This is a genomic window from Nocardioides sp. (genome assembly GCF_030655615.1).
In the GTDB taxonomy this organism is placed as follows: Bacteria; Actinomycetota; Actinomycetes; order Propionibacteriales; family Nocardioidaceae; genus Nocardioides.
This window is the reverse complement of the sequence record NZ_JAURVJ010000093.1, coordinates 20661-37496: the sequence shown is the minus strand read 5'-3', so window position 1 is coordinate 37496 and position 16836 is coordinate 20661. Positions and strand designations below refer to the sequence as shown.

Annotated in this window: 18 protein-coding genes; 10 read left to right on the top strand and 8 right to left on the bottom strand. The window is 69.1% G+C overall.

Annotated elements, in window-relative coordinates:
• Positions 1–148: 148 nt before the first annotated feature.
• The 3 genes from Q7T52_RS07870 (at position 149) to Q7T52_RS07860 (ending at position 4122) form a co-directional block, all read left to right on the top strand.
• Positions 149–748, top strand: coding sequence for a TetR/AcrR family transcriptional regulator (locus tag Q7T52_RS07870; RefSeq protein ID WP_304801146.1), 600 nt, complete (start codon positions 149–151; stop codon positions 746–748).
• A gap of 77 nt (positions 749–825) precedes the next feature.
• Positions 826–2685 carry a hypothetical protein gene (locus Q7T52_RS07865; RefSeq protein WP_304801144.1) on the top strand — a complete coding sequence of 620 codons (1860 nt, stop codon included), beginning with the start codon at positions 826–828 and terminating at the stop codon, positions 2683–2685.
• An 84-nt stretch (positions 2686–2769) separates the two neighbouring features.
• Positions 2770–4122 (top strand): HAD family hydrolase, encoded by a 1353-nt coding sequence (locus Q7T52_RS07860; protein WP_304801142.1) that lies wholly within the window; start codon positions 2770–2772, stop codon positions 4120–4122.
• Here Q7T52_RS07860 and Q7T52_RS07855 read toward each other — a convergent pair.
• Together Q7T52_RS07855 and pnuC are read right to left on the bottom strand one after the other, a co-directional pair.
• Positions 4098–5111 (bottom strand): AAA family ATPase, encoded by a 1014-nt coding sequence (locus tag Q7T52_RS07855; RefSeq protein WP_304801140.1) that lies wholly within the window; start codon positions 5109–5111, stop codon positions 4098–4100. The two genes, Q7T52_RS07860 and Q7T52_RS07855, sit on opposite strands and share 25 nt — an antisense overlap.
• Complete coding sequence (gene pnuC, locus Q7T52_RS07850) at positions 5108–5698, bottom strand: nicotinamide riboside transporter PnuC (RefSeq protein WP_304801138.1); 591 nt, start codon at positions 5696–5698, stop codon at positions 5108–5110. Before pnuC ends, Q7T52_RS07855 begins: the two co-directional genes overlap by 4 nt.
• Before the next feature lie 81 nt (positions 5699–5779).
• Here pnuC and Q7T52_RS07845 point away from each other — a divergent pair, with 81 nt between their 5' ends.
• Positions 5780–6466 carry an NUDIX domain-containing protein gene (locus Q7T52_RS07845; RefSeq protein ID WP_304801136.1) on the top strand — a complete coding sequence of 229 codons (687 nt, stop codon included), beginning with the start codon at positions 5780–5782 and terminating at the stop codon, positions 6464–6466.
• Positions 6467–6474: 8 nt separating this feature from the next.
• Here Q7T52_RS07845 and Q7T52_RS07840 read toward each other — a convergent pair whose 3' ends face one another.
• Positions 6475–7938 (bottom strand): SulP family inorganic anion transporter, encoded by a 1464-nt coding sequence (locus Q7T52_RS07840; RefSeq protein WP_304801133.1) that lies wholly within the window; start codon positions 7936–7938, stop codon positions 6475–6477.
• Between the two features lie 112 nt (positions 7939–8050).
• On the opposite strand from Q7T52_RS07840, the gene Q7T52_RS07835 reads away from it, so the two are divergent.
• Positions 8051–8446, top strand: a complete 396-nt coding sequence (locus tag Q7T52_RS07835; protein ID WP_304801131.1) for a MerR family transcriptional regulator — start codon at positions 8051–8053, stop codon at positions 8444–8446.
• Between the two features lie 86 nt (positions 8447–8532).
• Here Q7T52_RS07835 and Q7T52_RS07830 read toward each other — a convergent pair whose 3' ends face one another.
• From Q7T52_RS07830 to Q7T52_RS07820, 3 genes are all read right to left on the bottom strand, one after another.
• On the bottom strand, positions 8533–9408 hold the full coding sequence (locus Q7T52_RS07830) for a GyrI-like domain-containing protein (RefSeq protein ID WP_304801128.1): 876 nt from the start codon (positions 9406–9408) through the stop codon (positions 8533–8535).
• Between the two features lie 594 nt (positions 9409–10002).
• Positions 10003–10176 (bottom strand): hypothetical protein, encoded by a 174-nt coding sequence (locus Q7T52_RS07825; RefSeq protein ID WP_304801126.1) that lies wholly within the window; start codon positions 10174–10176, stop codon positions 10003–10005.
• Positions 10177–10268: 92 nt separating this feature from the next.
• Positions 10269–10553 (bottom strand): hypothetical protein, encoded by a 285-nt coding sequence (locus Q7T52_RS07820; protein ID WP_304801124.1) that lies wholly within the window; start codon positions 10551–10553, stop codon positions 10269–10271.
• A 319-nt stretch (positions 10554–10872) separates the two neighbouring features.
• Here Q7T52_RS07820 and Q7T52_RS07815 point away from each other — a divergent pair, with 319 nt between their 5' ends.
• From Q7T52_RS07815 to Q7T52_RS07795, 5 genes are all read left to right on the top strand, one after another.
• A complete protein-coding gene (locus Q7T52_RS07815) occupies positions 10873–11085 on the top strand; it encodes a hypothetical protein (RefSeq protein ID WP_304801121.1) in 213 nt (70 codons plus the stop codon).
• 273 nt (positions 11086–11358) lie between these two features.
• Complete coding sequence (locus Q7T52_RS07810; protein ID WP_304801120.1) at positions 11359–11685, top strand: VOC family protein; 327 nt, start codon at positions 11359–11361, stop codon at positions 11683–11685.
• Between the two features lie 176 nt (positions 11686–11861).
• On the top strand, positions 11862–12449 hold the full coding sequence (locus Q7T52_RS07805; RefSeq protein WP_304801118.1) for a dihydrofolate reductase family protein: 588 nt from the start codon (positions 11862–11864) through the stop codon (positions 12447–12449).
• A gap of 287 nt (positions 12450–12736) precedes the next feature.
• Positions 12737–13216, top strand: coding sequence for a suppressor of fused domain protein (locus Q7T52_RS07800; protein WP_304801116.1), 480 nt, complete (start codon positions 12737–12739; stop codon positions 13214–13216).
• Positions 13217–13494: 278 nt separating this feature from the next.
• Positions 13495–13923, top strand: coding sequence for a DUF4262 domain-containing protein (locus tag Q7T52_RS07795; RefSeq protein ID WP_304801115.1), 429 nt, complete (start codon positions 13495–13497; stop codon positions 13921–13923).
• Positions 13924–14954: 1031 nt separating this feature from the next.
• Here the strand turns inward: Q7T52_RS07795 and Q7T52_RS07790 are convergent.
• Together Q7T52_RS07790 and Q7T52_RS07785 are read right to left on the bottom strand one after the other, a co-directional pair.
• Positions 14955–15251, bottom strand: coding sequence for a hypothetical protein (locus Q7T52_RS07790; RefSeq protein ID WP_304801113.1), 297 nt, complete (start codon positions 15249–15251; stop codon positions 14955–14957).
• 1006 nt (positions 15252–16257) lie between these two features.
• On the bottom strand, positions 16258–16767 hold the full coding sequence (locus tag Q7T52_RS07785) for an RNA polymerase sigma factor (protein ID WP_304801111.1): 510 nt from the start codon (positions 16765–16767) through the stop codon (positions 16258–16260).
• Between the last annotated feature and the right edge of the window lie 69 nt (positions 16768–16836).

The following is a 16836-nucleotide window of genomic DNA, read 5'->3' as shown; positions in this document are numbered from 1 at the left end:
ATCGCGGCGCAGAGCCCGGCGAAGCCGGCTCCGATGACGAGGTGGTCCACCTCGGTGGTCGAGCGCACCTCGGTGGTCGAGCTTGTCGAGACCTTCATGTCCACGACCGTACTGGCGTTATTGAACAAACGTCAATAGAGTGGGGTCCGTGACCGCCAGCACACGCATCCGTCTCACTCCGGACGAGCGTCGGGCCCAGCTGCTCGACCTCGGCGTCCGGCTGCTCGCCGACCGCTCCCTCGACGAGCTCTCGATCGACCTGCTCGCCGAGGAGGCCGGCATCTCGCGGGGCCTGCTCTACCACTACTTCGGCAACAAGCACGCCTTCCACGAGGCCGTCGTGCGCCGGGCCGTCGACGACCTCGTCGCCCAGACCGCTCCCCAGCCCGACGCCGGTGACCCGCTCGCGACGCTGGCTGCGTCGATGACGGCCTACGTCGACTACGTCGAGGCCAACCACGCCGGCTACGTGTCGCTGGTCAAGGGCGCCCAGGGCGGCAACGAGACCCTGCGCGCGATCTACGACGAGGCCCGAGGCGTGCTGACCGACCGCATCTTCACCGAGGACGCGCAGGCCGACCTGATCCCCGACACCCCCGCGATCCGGCTGCTCGTGCGCGGCTGGGCCGCGATGGCCGAGGAGCTCGTGCTGTCGTGGGTCGCCGACCCCGCCGGCGTCTCCCGCGCCGAGCTGCTGCAGCTGCTCGCCTCGTCGCTCCCGGCGCTCGTCGAGGGCGCGACCGCCTGACCGTTCCTCCCGGCGGGCCGGCACCGGTCTGGTCCGGCCGTTGACCTGCCCGTGGGGGCGACGGATGATCCGACCTCATGCGTCCCTTCGTCGCCGCGGTGCTGGCGATCCTCCTGAGCTCGCTCGTCCTGCCCACGCCCTCCGCCGAGGCGGCACCGGCGCGGATCACGCTCACTCCGGCGCGCCCGATCGCGGGCGAGGACGCCGTCGTCGCCGGCTCGGTGCCCGGCGGCAGGCGCCCGTTGCAGCTGCAGCGCGCGTCCGGGGTGCGATGGGTCGTGGTCGCCAAGGCCCAGTCGGCGGCGAGCGGTGCCTTCCGGTTCGCGACCCGCGGGCCGGCGGTCGCGACCCGCTTGCGGGTGCTCGCCCCGGCGGTGAGGTCGCGGCGGCTCAAGGCCGCCACCACGGCGGTCCTGCCCGTGCGTCCGGTCGCCCAGACCGCTCGGCTCGCCGTACCGAGCGCCGCGACGGTCGGCACGGCGTTCACCGCGACCGCCGGCTTCGCGCCGGCGCGGGCGGGCCGGTCCGTCCAGGTCCAGCGGCTCGCCGGCTCGTCGTGGACCACGGTCGCGACCGGTCGGCAGACCCCCGGCGGTACGGCGGCGCTGCGGGTGACGCCGTCGTCGGCGGGCGCGACGACCTACCGCGCCGTGACGCTCGCGTTCCGCGGTGCGCCCGCCGCGGCGAGTGCCCCGGTCACCCTCACGGTCAGCGGCGGCAGCGGCGGCGGTGGCGGTACGACGCGGGTCTCGGTCTCGACGAGCGGCACCCAGGGCGACCAGCAGTCCGACCGCCCCGACATCAGCGGCGACGGTCGCTACGTCGTCTTCGACTCGCTCGCGAGCACGCTGGTGGCGGGGGACACCAACAACGCGTTCGACGTCTTCCGCCACGACCGGCAGACCGGCACCACGACCCGGATCACGCCGAGCGGGGCCGACCAGGTGGCGGACCAGGCCATCAGCCCGACGATCAGCAGCGACGGTCGCTACGTCGCCTTCCTCTGCGACGACCCGCTCGTGGCCGCCGACGACAACCTCGACCGCGACGTCTACGTCTGGGACGCGACGACCGGCCTCTACGCCCTGGCCTCCGAGTCCCTCGACGGGACCGCGGCCGGTGGTGTCGACGGCGGCAATGCCGAGATCAGCGGCGACGGTCGCTACGTCGTGTTCCCCTCGCAGGCACGCGACCTGGTGGCCACCCCGACGCAGCACTTCAACGTCTACCGCTGGGACCGCACGACCGGCACGACCGACCTCGTCTCGAGGGCAGCCGACGGGGGTGCGACCCAGGGGTCGTCGTACAGCCCGAGCGTCAGCGCCGACGGCCAGACCGTCGCCTTCGACTCGGGGGCCGACAACCTGGTCACTGGGGACGCCAACGGCAAGCTCGACGTCTTCGTCTGGCGGGCGTCGACCGGCGTCACCACGCTGGTGTCCGCGACGGCTTCGGGCACCTCCGGCAACGCCTCGTCGCTCGAGCCGGCGATCAGCGGCGACGGGAGCGTGGTGGCCTTCGAGTCGCTCGCCACCGACCTGGTGACCGGCGACGCCAACGACCGGCGCGACGTCTTCGCTCGTGACCTCACGGCCGGGACGACGACCCAGGTGTCGACGACGCCCGGCGGGGCCGGTGCCACCGGTACGTCGACCAACGTCGACGTCAGCAGTGACGGGACGGTCGTGTCCTACCGTTCCACCGCTGCCGATCTGGTCGCGGGCGACACCAACGGCCGTGACGACGTGTTCCTGTGGCGCCGGGCGACCGGTGCCACGACCCGGATCTCGCTGGCCACCGACGGCTCGCAGGGCAACGCTCAATCCCGGTCGGCGGCGCTCAGCACCGACGGATCGAGGCTCGCGTTCGTGTCGGTGGCAACCAACTTCGCGGCCGGCGACACCAACGCCGTCAACGACGTGTTCGCACGGGGCTAGGACAGCGGCGAGGCGCGGGTCCCTCGCCTTGACGGCTCCGGTGTGGCAACGTCGCACGAAGGCTCGTTCTCGGGAGGGACCCACATGCGTCGTCGTACGCCAATCCGGCTGCTGCTCACCACACTCACCACCATCACCACCACGATCGTCGTCAGCGCGACCCTGCTGACGCCGCCGGGGAGCGCCTCGGCGCCGCCCGCGTCGACCGCACCCACCCCGGCGACCGCCGCCCGTGCGGACTGCCCGCAGCTGCGCCTCGCCGACCGGTGGTACGGCGACAACGCAGAGATGATCCAACGCGTCATCGACCGGCGCGGCCGGTGCGGCTGGCCCGGGGGCAAGGCGCCGAAGGTCAAGCCCTACGCGGTCTTCGACTGGGACAACACGATGATCAAGAACGACATCTCCGACCAGACGATCTTCTGGATGCTGGGCCACGACAAGGTCCTGCAGCCGCCCGGGCGCGACTGGCGCACGACCAGCCGCTTCATGACCGACGAGGGCGCGCGCGCCCTGCGGCGGGCGTGCGGGCGGCTCGCCCGGCCCGGCACGCCGCTGCCGACCAGCACCCACGTGCGGTGCGCCGACGAGATCCTGTCGGTCCGCACCGAGAAGGAGACCACCGACGGCGACCCGGTGTTCGCCGGGTTCCCGCACCGCCGGATCGAGGCGTCGTACGCCTGGGTCGGCCAGATCCTGCAGGGATACACCCCTGCCCAGGTGCGCCGGATCGCCAACCAGGCCCGCACGGCCGCGCTGAAGGCGCCGATCGGGGCGACGCAGAAGGTGGGCTCCAGCCGCGAGACGGCGTGGATCCGCTACTACCCGGTGATGCGCGACCTGGTCCGCACGCTCAAGCGTGCCGGGATCGAGCCGTGGATCGTCTCGGCCTCGCCCAAGGAGTTCGCCGACGTCTGGGGCCGCGGCGTCGGGATCGACCGTGCCCACACGCTCGGCGTCTTCCAGCTGCGCACCCGCGGCCGGCTCAACGGCCACCTCGAGGGCTGCGGCGGCGTCCCCGACGGAGCGGACGCGATCATGACCTACATCGACGGCAAGCGCTGCTTCATCAACAAGCGGATCCTGGGGGTCCAGGGCCCGCGTGCGCTGCGGCCGATGCCCCGCGCCCAGCGCCCGGTGATCTCGGGTGGCGACGCCACGACCGACGTCTCGATGCTCAAGGACGCCACCGGCGTGCACATCGCGCTCAACCGCAACAGCGAGGAGCTGATGTGCGTGGCCTACGACAACGCCGACGGGCGATGGGCCGTCAACCCGATGTTCATCGAGCCGCTGCCGCGCCTGCCTGAGCCCTACCCCTGCACGACCACGGCCTACGTCGACGCCCGCGGCAGGGAGCGTCCGGTGCACCGGCCCGACGGCTCGGTGATCCCCGACCAGGAGGACACGGTCTACGCCGGGGCGGCGGCCGGCTGAGGCCGCGCGACGAAGGCGAGCGCCTGCTCGACGCGCGCCTCGACGCTGCCGGTGACCTCGAGCCAGGGGACGCCGTCGTCGTCGAGCGTGGCGCGGAACCGGTCCTGCATGGTGTGCCGGATCTCCTCGCCGTCGCGCATGCCGTCCTGCACCCAGGGGATCTCGTCGCCGGAGAGGATCCGGGCCCAGGGCCGCACCTGCGCCGTGGCCGCCTCGGCGACGACGGGGGAGAGGTGGCCGACGTAGCGCTCGTGCCACAGCGTCGTGGCCTGGGCGTCGGTGTCACAGACCAGCCACGGCACCGGGGTCGTCCGGGCCGCGGCGTCCTCGGCCGCGCACTGCTCGCGCACGATGTGGACGAACTCGTCGGTGCGCCACGGCGCCTCGAGGCCCCCGGGCCGGACCTCCGACCAGTGGCGGCCGTACTCGGGCACCCACGGGCAGCCGAGCCGTTCGGCCAGTGCCTGGGCGAGCGTCGTGGAGCCGGTCGACTCGGCGCCGGTGACGACCACCCGGCGTACGTAGTGGGCGCGGACGGGCGGCGCCAGGAACGCCCAGTGGCTGCCCGGGTCGGCCCGCACGGCCGTGCCCGAGACCGGCACGTCGCGCCGGCCGGGGTCGACCTGCACCCAGGCCGCGCCGAGCCGCCGGGCCAGCTCGGCGCCGTAGTCGTCGGAGGTGAGGACGGCGTCGACCGGCGCGTCGAGGTGCTCCTCGATGACCGCCATGTGGAGGTCCCAGACCGCCGGGTCGTCGAAGTCGACCGGGGTCTCGTCGTACGCCGCCACGAGTTGCGCCGCCGGGTGCAGCTCGCGGAGCCACGCGGCCCGCACGGCGAGCGGGACGTCCTCGGCGCGGGTGGCCAGCAGCTGCACGGTCACGCGGTCGCAGGCGGCGAGCGCCTCGTCGATCAGGTGCTGGTGGCCGGCGTGCAGCGGCCAGAACTTGCCCAGGACCAGGCCGTGCCGGAACCGCTTCGACCCCGTCACGCGGCGACCGCCTGGGCGGGCTGCTCCTCGCGGAGGTCGCGCGCCCGACGCCACTGCACGAGACCGGCGACGCAGAGCCCGAGGAACAGCACGTAGAGCACCGCCGTCAGCCACAGCCCCTTGTGGGCGTAGAGCGGGATGTAGACGAGGTCGGCGGCGATCCAGAACCACCAGTTGGCGATCCACTTGCGCGACAGCATGAACTGCGCGACCAGGCTGAGCGCCGTCGTCAGCGCGTCCCACCCGGCGACGCTCGAGTCGGTCCAGGTGAGCAGCACCCACTGCAGGACGGCGGTGATGACGCCGACCGCCGCGACGCAGGCGACGAGGGCCGCGGGGGAGGGGTCGTGCACCTCGACGCCGGTGCGCTGGGCGCCACCCTTGAGCCACCACCACCAGCCGAGCGCCGCCAGCCCGATGTAGACGACCTGGAGGCCGGCGTCGGCGTAGAGCCCGGCTCCGACGAAGAGCCAGATGAAGAGCACGTTGTTGGCGATGCCGACGGCGAAGTTGGCGATGTGCTGCCGCACGACGAGGTAGACGCACACGGCGCCGGTGGCGAACGCGGCGATCTCGGTCCAGTCCATGAACCTCACTCCTTTATTGTCTGTGTGACAAGTGTGCGCCGGTCATTGTTTCTTGTCAACCCGACAACTAAAGTCACCGTCATGCCCCGCCACCCCGTCAGCTATGTCGCCGTCGACGTCGCTGCGTTCACGATCGCCGACGACGAGCTCGTGGTGCTGGTGGTCGAACGGGGTGTCGGGCCCTTCCGCGGAGCCCTCGCGCTGCCCGGTGGGTTCGTGCTCCCCGACGAGACCCTCGAGGAGGCTGCTCGGCGCGAGCTGCGCGAGGAGACCGGCGTCGACGAGCCGGTCCTCGAGCAGCTGAGGTCCTACGGGGCGCCGGCCCGCGACCCACGGGCCCGGACGGTGTCGGTCGCCCACCTCGCGGTCCTGTCCGAGCCGGTGTCGCCGGTCGCCGGGACGGACGCGGCGTCGGCCGCGTGGCGTGCGGTGGCCGACGTACGCCGGGCCGGTCTGGCGTTCGACCACGAGGAGATCCTCGACGACGCCGTCGAGCGGCTGGCCTCCAAGCTCGAGTACACCGCCGTCGCGACGGCGTTCCTGGCCGAGGAGTTCACCCTGGCCGAGCTGCGCTCGGTCTACGAGGTCGTCTGGGGTCGCCCGCTCGACGCCGGCAACTTCCAGCGCAAGGTACGGGCGAGCCTCGACTGGGTCGAGCCCACCGGTGAGCTGCGCGCGGCCGGGCGGGGTCGGCCGGCCTCGCTGTTCCGGCCCGTGAAGTCCGGGACCGCTGCGCTGGACAGCCCGTTGGTGCGCTCGTCCTGGTGATCCGTGGCTCAGTGGGCCGGGAGCTGGCCGCTCAGGCGCTGGTGCCGGTCGGCGCTCGGCTGGTTGAGGCCGACGATCTCGACGGTCTTGCCCAGCCGGGCGTACTTGGTCGTGATCGCGTCGAGGGTGGCGACCGTGGAGGCGTCCCAGATGTGCGAGGCGGTGAGGTCGATGACGACGTCGTCGGGATCGGCGGCGTAGTCGAACTGGGCGGCGAGCTCGTTGCTCGAGGCGAAGAACAGCTCGCCGGTGACGCGGTAGACTGCGGTGCTGCGACCGTCGGTGTCGACCACCTCGCGGCGGGTCTCGGTGAGGTGGGCGACCCGGCGGGCGAAGAGGGTCGTCGCGACGAGGACGCCGACCCCGACGCCGATCGCGAGGTTGCCGGTCGCCACGGTGACGGCGACCGTGGCGAGCATGACCGCGGTCTCCGACCCGGGCATCCGGCGCAGGGTCGCGGGTCGGATCGAGTGCCAGTCGAACGTGCCGACCGAGACCATGATCATCACGGCGACCAGCGCGGCCATCGGGATGAGCGAGACCACGTCGCCAAAGCCGACGACCAGGACGAGCAGGAGCACGCCCGCGAGGAACGTCGAGATCCGCGTGCGCGCACCGGACACGTTCACGTTGATCATCGTCTGGCCGATCATCGCGCAGCCGCCCATGCCCCCGAAGAGGCCGGTGCCGAGGTTGGCGCCGCCCTGTCCCCAGGCCTCGCGCGTCTTGTCGGAACGGGTGTCGGTGATGTCGTCGACGAGCTTGGCCGTCAGCAGCGACTCGAGGAGGCCGACGAGGGCCATGCCGATCGCGTAGGGCGCGATGATCCGGAGGGTGTCGAGGGTGAACGGCACGTCGGGCAGGAACAGTGTCGGCAGGCTGCTCGGCAGCGTGCCCTCGTCGCCGACGTCGGGTACGTCGATCGCGGCGAGGAACGTGAACGCCGTCAGCGCGACGATGGCGACCAGCGGGGCCGGCACGACCTGGGTCACGCGCGGCAGGCCCGCGATCACGGCGATGCCGACGGCGGTCATCGGGTAGACCAGCCACGGCACGTCGACCAGGTGGTCGACCTGCGCCGCGACGATCAGGATCGCCAGAGCGTTGACGAAGCCGACCATGACGGACCGCGGGATGAAGCGCATCAGCCGGGCCACCCCGGCCAGGGCGAGGACGACCTGGATCGCGCCGCCGAGGAGCACCGTCGCGACGAGGTAGTCGTAACCGTGGTCGCGCACGACCGGGGCGACCACCAGGGCGACGGCCCCGGTGGCCGCGGAGATCATGGCCGGCCGGGCGCCGAGGAACGAGATGCTCACCGCCATGGTGAACGACGCGAACAACCCGATCCGCGGGTCGACACCGGCGATGATCGAGAACGAGATCGCCTCGGGGATGAGCGCCAGGGCGACGACCAGGCCGGCAAGGACCTCGGTGCGCAGAAGTCGAGGAGAGCGTAGGGCGGCCAGCACCGTAGGCGCTGGGGGCGGTGCGCTGCTCACGAGGTGCTCCGTCCGGCCCGGCGTCCCCTGCCGGATCGCGTCGGCCGCAACCCTACCCTCACGTAAGGGTAAGGTTGACAACGTGCCGACCGAGGAGACGCCGCCAGCGCGGTCGATGCACATTGGTGAGGTCGCCGAGCGCACCGAGTTGTCGCTGCGCAGCCTGCGGCACTGGGACGAGGTCGGGCTGCTGCGTCCCTCGGGGCGCACCGACGGCGGGTTCCGCCTCTACACCGAGGTCGACGTGGAGCGCATCCTGGCCGTCCGCCGGATGAAACCGCTCGGCTTCACCCTCGGCGAGATGAAGGCTGCCCTGCTCGACCTCGAGACCCTCGGCACGGCCGGCGCCGACCACGCTGCGGCCCGTGAGCGCCTCGCCCTGGTGCAGCGGGAGGCCGTCGAGCGCCGCCGTAAGCTCGTCACCCAGCTGGCCATGGCCGACGAGTTCATCGCGATCGTCGAGCAGCGCCTGGCGTGACAGCGTGTGTCCCTGTGCGGGCCCCCCGGTTCGCGGACCTCACCTCGGTCCTGCACAGGACGCCGGGCGCCGCTTCGACCGAGGCTCTACCGAGGCTCAACTGGCAGCCAGAGCTCGCACATGGCGGTCCCGGCATCGGGATCGAAGTCGATCGTGGCCACGATCTCGGGCCCGGGGCGCAGCCGCCACGGCTGCGATGGGAACCACGTGGTTGCTGTCGCTGCCCAGGCGTCCTGCAGTGCAGTCGGGTGCGGGCCGTCGGTACGGAAGACTGCCCAGGTTCCCGCTGGTACCTCGATCTCGTCGAGGTCCGTGGGCGCTGCCCTGGTCGTGGCCACGCCATGGAGGTAGGTCAGGTTGCTTCCCTCGGCCCGGTCGGGGTCGAGGTCGTCGCTGACTGCGAGGACCCCTGACGGTTCGGTGTCGTTGAGGCTCTTGAGCCGGACGACCTCGGTGACCGTGATGCTGGCGACGTGCTCGGCGACCTGCGGGTTGACGCCTTCGTGGATCAGCGGCACGCGTGTGGCGTGGCCGATGAGGCGGACGGGCGGCAGGGTGACGATGCGGGTGTCCATGGGGATGCTCCCTTCGACGGTCAGGCGGAACCTGATCCGTGGTTGTGTGCGCAGGGGACCTCCGTCACGTCGTGCCTCGCTGGGACCTACACCGTGCACGGCGCGGAAGGCTCGGCCGAACGCCTCAGCCGAGCCGTAGCCGTATCGGACGGCGATGGTGAGCAGGGCGTCGTCGGTCGCCACGAGGTCGGCAGCAGCGTGGGACATCCTGCGCCGACGTACGTATTCCGACAGCGGCATCGCGGCCAGCGAGGAAAACATCCGACGAAGGTGGTGCTCCGTGGTGCCGGCGCGCGTGGCCACACCCGCGGCAACGACCGAAGCGGACGGGTCGGACTCGAGCTGCGACTCCACGTCATCCACGGCGAGGTTGAGGACAGCGATCATTCTGGGGTCCCTCCTGTCGCCTCCCATCCTGCGACCCCGGAGGCGCCCGCCGCCCGATCATCCCGGGCCGATTCCATCGGTCACGCAACTGCCGGATCCATGGCAGGGGACTGCACGCGAGCAGGATCGGACGACCTACGCCGTGGTCGGCGTGATGGTCAGAGCCTCAGGTGCTGGGAGCTTTCCGGGTCCGACTCACTCTGCCCCACCCATTCGATACCGCCCAGAACCTCGCCGGTCTCTGGGAGGTCCGCCGTCTAGAGGAACAGCCCCGTCGAAGGTGTCTGAGTCCTTGACCCCGGCGTTCACGACCAGGCGCATGCCGTTGCCGCGTCCCTCGACGAAGTCGATGGACGGGCATCCACAGGCACAATCGCCGACGACCTGAGCACTGGGTGCCTGTGCCCGTAGTCGCTCGACACCGTCGAAGTGCACAGACAGCGGGGCTGTCAGCACGGCCCGCTCGCGGGCGGTCATCGGCCTGGGGAACATGTCCCCCATTGTCTCGTGACCAGGCGGCCGGGCGCACCCGTCAATCGTCCGACGAGCCGCCGAGCCAGGTCCGCCCGCACATGCCGAGAGTCGGGCGTTGGCTTACGAGTCGACAGAGGTGACTTCGAGGCGGAACCGGCCAGCCTCGCCATAGTCAAGCGTGAGGACCCCTGATGCCTCGCGAGCGAGCCTGAGCGAGTCATGCTGCTCGCCAAGTTCGCCCATCACGAGTTCGTCGACAAGCGCCTCGATGATGTCGTTCGGGGTCAGCCTCATTCGAGGAGTGTGCCCGACCATGCCGAGAGTCGGACGGCGACCGGGCGTCTGCTCGAGGCGGATGTGGCCCTGATCCGAGTACGCCGCTAGCCCTACGGCTTCTTCAGGCTTGCCTCGACGTAGCGCACGTAGTCCTCAGCACGGCGGTAGTCCGCGCGCCGCGTCCCAAGCGTGACGCCCACGGCCACTGAGCCGATGGCCCCGAAGAGCCCCCCGAGCGCCAACAGCACAGCGGCCACATCCTCGGCGTCGCCGTCAGCAGCGAACACGAGGCCGAGGAACCCGAAGATCGCCGCGAAAATGACGTAGCCCCAGCCGCTGTCCGGCGCCCGTCCGTCGAGGACTGCCAGGACACGCTGTTCTTCTCGATCCGCCATGACCGGGACCCTAGTTGACCTACTCGGGTCGGGGAGCGGAACTAGTAGCCGCGAGTTCTGCGATGCTGCCGGGCAGTGCGGCGGCGCACCCGCAGCTCCTCGCGCGTCCGGGCGAGGCGGCGGCGTACGTCCGTGCTTAGTGTCAGACGATGATTGAACCGGCTCAACCGCGCCTGCTCTCGTTCGTCTTTGCCGTACCGGTTCTGGCGGTGATGATGGAGTCTCTGGTGGCCGACGTGGGTCGGGTCGGAGCCGAGTCGAAGGTGTCGGGCGAGGTGGCCGGCGTGGTGATCCTCGACTACCTGCTGATGGTGCTCTCGTGCTGGTTTGGTGCTTCTCCACCTTCCGGCTCCGGACTCCGGTACTGCTCGCACAGGTGGCCGTGGTCTGGACCGGCGGCCTGCTCTACGCCTACGAGGTCAGGGTCGACATCACGTGGTGGGACGTTGCGGAGGAGGCGTTCTTCCTCCTGACGACCCTGGTGCAGCTAGTGCCGGGTCAGCGACCGCGACGCCACACCACGACTGCCTGAGAGGCGACCGGGCCGACCAACCCGGTCAACCGCGACGGCGGCAACCCCGCGGAGACCGCAGGGAGAGACGGCGCCACTCAAGCGCACATCGCGCACTTGGCTGCGAACCAGGCTCCGCATGACCATGCCGCGTCCCGCGCACATGCCGAGTTGCGGGCGGATCGACCGGCGGCCCCACTGCACTGACCAGCAACGGCGACGCGCCGCCGCACGAACGATGAGTTTGACGGGCCGGTCAGGTCTGAATGCGGCATTGACGACGACTCCTTGCCCGTGACGGCCGTGCTGGCAGCGGTTCCTGTCGGTGACCTCGACGCCGCGCAACACTCCTACGAGCGTCTCTTGGGCACCTCTCCGTCGGCATCGCCCATGCCCGGGCTCGCTCAGTGGGACCTAGGTGATGGCGTGCTGCAAATCGTGCTCGACGCCGACCGCGCCGGCGGCGGTCTAGTGACCCTGATGTTCGACGACCTCGCCGCGGCTGCCGAGGCAGTCCGCGGCCGCGGTATCGAGCTCGAGGTGGCCGCGGGTGAGGTGGTCAGCGCGGTCACCCGAGTGCTCGATCCCGACGGCAACGCGATCACCCTCGTCGAGGCCTAACCGGCCACCTGGCACCTGGCACCTGGCACCTGGCACCTAGCAGCTGGCACCTGGCCACCCGGCCACCGCCGTCACGGCCACCCCCCGCCCGGGTGGCGTCCGGTCACAGGCAACTTCGTAGCGTATTCGCACCACCGCGTGCGTCCCCGATTCAACCACCGTCCTTGGAGGGCTCCATGGGTCAAGTCATCGTGGCAACAGCCGTCAGCGTCGACGGGTACGCCGAGGGCTCCGGCGGCGACATCTCCGTCATGCCGCTCGACGAGAGCTTCAACGAGCACAACGCCGAGCAGATCGCCGGCGCCGCACAGGTCCTGTACGGCGCCACCACCTACCGACAAATGGTCAGCTACTGGCCCCAGGTGCCGGACAACCCTGACGCCTCAGCAGCTGAGCAGCGCATCGCCACCAAGATGGCCGAGGGCCTTCCGGTCATCGTGGTCTCGGACTCGATGACTTCCGACGACACCGACCCGTGGCGCGAGCAGACCACCATCGTCCGGCGCGGCGACGCCCACCGAGCCGTCTCGCAACTGCGCGAGGCCGAGGGCGACACCGTCATCTTCGGCAGCCGCACCGTGTGGTCCGACCTCCTGGCGCACGGCCTGGTCGATCAACTGCACCTGATGGTCGGACCCAAGATCGTCGCCGGTGACACCCCAGTCTTCGACGGTGTGCCCACGACCGGCCTACGACTCATGGGCGTTACCCAGTTCGACGGATCCCCGGCAGTGGTCCTGCGCTACCGGGTCGAGCACGACTAAGTCCCCGCGCACCCACGCTCACTCTCCCGCTGCTCGGGCCGTTCGTCGGCTCCGCCCGACCATGCCGCCCAGCGGGCTCCGCCCGACCATGCCGCCCGTCGCGTTCGCGCCACACTTGTCTGTTCCGGTGCTGATTGACCCCGCCATAGAATGGCCGAGTGCCTGACCTTCACCCTGGCGACGACGTATGCGGGGCGCTCGAGGAGCACGTACGTCGATTCTTCGACAGGAAGGCCAAACGATGGCCCCGAGGCTCACGAGGGAAGATCACTTCTCTGACCTGGCCCGTGGGACCCATCTCCGAAACTAACCCGCACTTCCGCGTCCTGCGCGTGCCTCCGCAGGCAAGGGGTGACGCTTGGACCTACATCACGGTCGGCGGCTGGGCCGCAACGGAGGGCCAGCAGCGGGGAACCGAGTTCATTCTCTGTACCGCCACCGACGACATGCGCGCCGTCGAGCTTCTTGCCATGACTGTCTTCTACAACGAGGGCGGAAAGCTCGGAACTGGGCACGTCCTTCCCATTAGCGAGCCATGGCTACCCAGGTCTCGTTGTGATCGCCTACTCGTGTCGCTGCCCTACCCGTACGGACCCGATTTGCAGACCTGCCACGTGGGCGATCTACACGTCGACTTTCTCTGGTTGATCCCGATCACCGAGGCGGAACGGGACTACCGGAACTCGGCGGGCCTGGAGGCACTAGAGACACGCTTCGATGAGGTCCAGTTGGCCTATTGGGATGCCACTCGAGCCTCAGCAGTGTGAGATCACGCCACCACAGCAAACCCTGGTCTCACGCAGCCCGCAGTGACTCCAGCCGTCACAGCATGCGGTGTCGACGTCGTGCCGCGCGGGGCCGGCCCGGCATGTCAGTAGGAAACGACATCTGGCATACAGATCGAGCGCATTCTTGAGCTACGGGCTCCGCCCGACCATCAGTGTGAGGCGCCCTGGCAGCGGGCGATCCGCCCGACCATGGAGGGTCCGGCGCACTGCGATACCGATTCCCGGGCGCAGCATCTGGTGGTCGTAGGGTCATTCGCGTGAACCCACTCGATGACCTTCGGGCGAAGATCGACGGCTTCGGCTGGGCCGTTCGCAACGTTGCCAGCGCGGACCCCGCAGAGTGCCTCTCCTATACGGTTGGTCTTACAGCGCATGGCCACCCTGAGGTCGTGATGACTGGGCTGCCGCCCGAAGTCGGTCAGGCCTTTCTCAACATCGTGGGCGAGATCGTTGTGTGCGAACGCGGCAGGTTCACGGCTGGCGAGCCGACCAGTGAAGCCGACGGTCCAGCGATGCCGGTCATTCAGGTAGACGACTCGTCGGGCCTCACCGCAGTCGAGGCCTTGTACGGAGGCGTGTCCGCGCTGCAGATCGTGTGGACGGATTCAGCAGGCCGCTTGACCTGGGATGCGGGCTACAACAACCCGCCTGGTTCGCAACCGCTCTCGGGACGCCCTAACACCTGACTCGCCCGCTCATGCCGAGCAGCGGGCCGCGCATATGCCGAGAGTGGGGCGCGTCGATACAGCCCTCAGACAGACTGACTCATGTGCGCAGTCGTTCGGTTGGACTACTCCTCATCTTCGTCATCCTTGGTGGGTGTGGTGACGAGGGTGCTGAGAACGCGGGGTCGCGCACAGCCCCCGCGGTCTACGGCAGGGAGCCGGCGGGACCCAACGACCGCACGGATGGGCCCGGACTCGTAATGCCGTCTCTGGTCCCTGTGAACCTGAAAGAGGCTTGCGACATCTTGGGGCCGCTCATTCCGGGAGTCGGGGTCAAACCAAGTCCATTCGCGTGGTTCGAATTCATCGGTCAACTCAACCAACTGATAACGCTGTCAGACGGCGAGGCTGCAGACGCGCTCACGCCGCTAACGCCGTTCCCAGTCTTGTACTTCGAGCGGGCGGGCCACGGCGGGCCATCACAGAGTGTCCAAGCGCAGTGGAAATCTGAGTTAGAGAAGGTCGGCAGCCGGTGCGAGGAAGCAGGCTCGTCAGCCATTCAGGCTGAGTCCTGACGCTGACGGCCCGCCCGACCGTGCCGCCCCGCGGGCTCCGCACGACCATGCCGCCCCGGAGTGCGCTCTCGTGCCAGAGGTCGCGTTCGGAAGCGAACGCGTCTCATAGCCTGTGACGGTGCATGAAAGCAGCCGGTCAGTCAGCGAGGCAATGAGGCAAGCTCGCCAAGCAGATCAGCGCGCCGACATCCTCTTGATTACGGTGCCGCCGGAGAACCGAGATGTGGAGTGGGCAGAGGAGTTGGGTCAGATCGTCCGCGATGCGCGGGTATCTCTGCTCCTTGCTGTCAGGGCCACCAGGTCTGCCCTCACGCTCGCCGACACAGACCAACTCGAGATGCGGCTGAGACTGCACGGATGGCACGCAGTTGAGGCCGGATGCACCCTTCGCGAAGGCGAGTCTCTGCCCGGCGAATAGGCGCCCGACCTTGCCGCCCAGCGGGCTCCGCCCGACCATGCCTCGCTGAGGGCCCGCCGCTATCGCGATAGGCGCACCCCGCCCGAGGCGCAAGTTGGTTGGTCAGCGTAGGTCGGGTCAAGGCACTGTCCGTCGACCAGCATTCGGGCACCAATGGGCTCCTCGAGTCGCAGTGTGGCGAACGCGGGGCCGCCGACAATGCAGGCGTAAGCAACGTCTGTCGGCAACGGTTCCACGAACAAGGTCACTACGACCTGGTCCTCCTCGAATTTGACGAGCGTGTCGACAACATCACCAGTCGGACCACACCCACCGCTCAAACGATTCACCACGACGTCGATAGAGGTGTCGGACACGGACGGCTCCTCACCCTCGTCTGGCGACCACGTTGCCGGTTCTCCGACAGGAGCGGGTGGCGGGTCCGGCTCACCCGAGCCGCCGCCACAGGCGCTGAGGGCCAGTAAGGCCGTTGCAACCCCCGCATAGGTCCCTCTGGCACTCATCTCGGCATAGTCGCACGTAAAGCCGCCCGACCATGCCGCTGTCGGCGCACCCGACCGTGCCTCGGACCGTCTTGCCGAGGGTTGGGTGCTACAAATGACGTGTGACGCACCTTCGGCACCGCGGACGGCGGACTGCTGATTGCTGACTTCGCGATGTTGGGCTGCGGTGTAGCGCGAGATCGTGGCCGCAGATACCGGTGCGAACTGGCAGCGATGCGAGCTGTTGAGGGGTTGTTCGCGGTCTGGGGCCGGTTGCTGGTGCAAGACGGAAGCAGCCGGAGATCAGCAGGCAGGTAGGCCCGTCTCGCTTACGGCCTGACCCGATGTGTCCAGCAGGGTGGCGTAGACGAGGCTGGCGAACTGGGGTTGCGGGCTACTGGCGTCGATCCGAATCCATGTCGAGCTTCGTCCGGGAGACTCACCGACGCTGGTGTCTGCGGTGACGTCTCGGCCTGTGACTCGACATTGCGCAGTGATCGTCTGGCCTGATTGATAAGACCCCGTGCTTACTCTGTCGGCTTCGGTCTCGGCTGGACCTGCATAGACCCTGATTGTCTTGGAACCGCCGCCGCGGTCGTCGAACTTCAGAGTGATTGGCCCCGGGTCTGTGGAGGGACTGTCAGGCGGTTGAGTGGCGTTGCCAGACCCATCGTTCGGGTTTGGCTTCTCAGTAGGAGGTATGAGGGACACCCCAATGATGAGAAGTGCCGCGATTCCCGCAGTTCCTGCGAATCCGGCGAGTTTCAGTCGGCGGTTGCGATGGGCGTTGTTGCGCCCCGCCGAGAGGATTCGCTCGTGGATGCCAGGAGCGGGCTCGTGCCGATCGGCCGCTGCCGAGAGTGAGCGGCGAAGATTCTCGTCACTCATCGTGGCCCCCCTCTCGTTCAGCGACCGCCCGCATGAGCCTGTAGGCCCGGGCGGTAAGTTGTACGACGTTGCCCTCGCTGGTCGACATTGCGATGGCTACTTCCCGGACCTTCAACCCCGCGAAATAACGTGCGACGACGACGTAGCGCTGCTTCTCGCTGAGTGCGCCGAGGAGGTTCATAACCTCGTCATGGTCGAGTAGCCGGCTGATGTCGTGATCTTCATCTGCAACCTCTGGGAGACGGTCGGTGATCTTCTCAAACCGTCTGAAGCCAACCGTGCGTCCATTTATGAACTTCCGTCGGAGTGTGGTGTACATGTATGAGGAGGGCTCGTACTCCTTCTGCACGTGCGGCCACTTTCCGTAGACAGCCACGTACGCATCCTGTAGGAGTTCCTCGGCTTCGTGGGGGTCTCCAGTAAGGAGATACGCGAACCGGAAGAAACGTGCGGTGGTGCTAGTCATGAAGTCAACGAAGTCACTCTCCTCGTCGCTTCGCACGGGTAGAGGGTCCCAGACCTGCTGATGCGAGTTGAAGCGTTCTGCGTAGAAGGTGCTGCGCAGTCGATG

Bases quoted from the DNA above. Each gene is read 5' to 3' on its own strand.
- Q7T52_RS07865 (WP_304801144.1), top strand. From the start codon at position 826: ATGCGTCCCTTCGTCGCCGCGGTGCTGGCGATCCTCCTGAGCTCGCTC.
- Q7T52_RS07860 (WP_304801142.1), top strand. From the start codon at position 2,770: ATGCGTCGTCGTACGCCAATCCGGCTGCTGCTCACCACACTCACCACC.
- pnuC (WP_304801138.1), bottom strand. From the start codon at position 5,698: ATGGACTGGACCGAGATCGCCGCGTTCGCCACCGGCGCCGTGTGCGTC.
- Q7T52_RS07845 (WP_304801136.1), top strand. From the start codon at position 5,780: ATGCCCCGCCACCCCGTCAGCTATGTCGCCGTCGACGTCGCTGCGTTC.
- Q7T52_RS07830 (WP_304801128.1), bottom strand. From the start codon at position 9,408: ATGATCGCTGTCCTCAACCTCGCCGTGGATGACGTGGAGTCGCAGCTC.
- Q7T52_RS07825 (WP_304801126.1), bottom strand. From the start codon at position 10,176: ATGAGGCTGACCCCGAACGACATCATCGAGGCGCTTGTCGACGAACTC.
- Q7T52_RS07820 (WP_304801124.1), bottom strand. From the start codon at position 10,553: ATGGCGGATCGAGAAGAACAGCGTGTCCTGGCAGTCCTCGACGGACGG.
- Q7T52_RS07805 (WP_304801118.1), top strand. From the start codon at position 11,862: ATGGGTCAAGTCATCGTGGCAACAGCCGTCAGCGTCGACGGGTACGCC.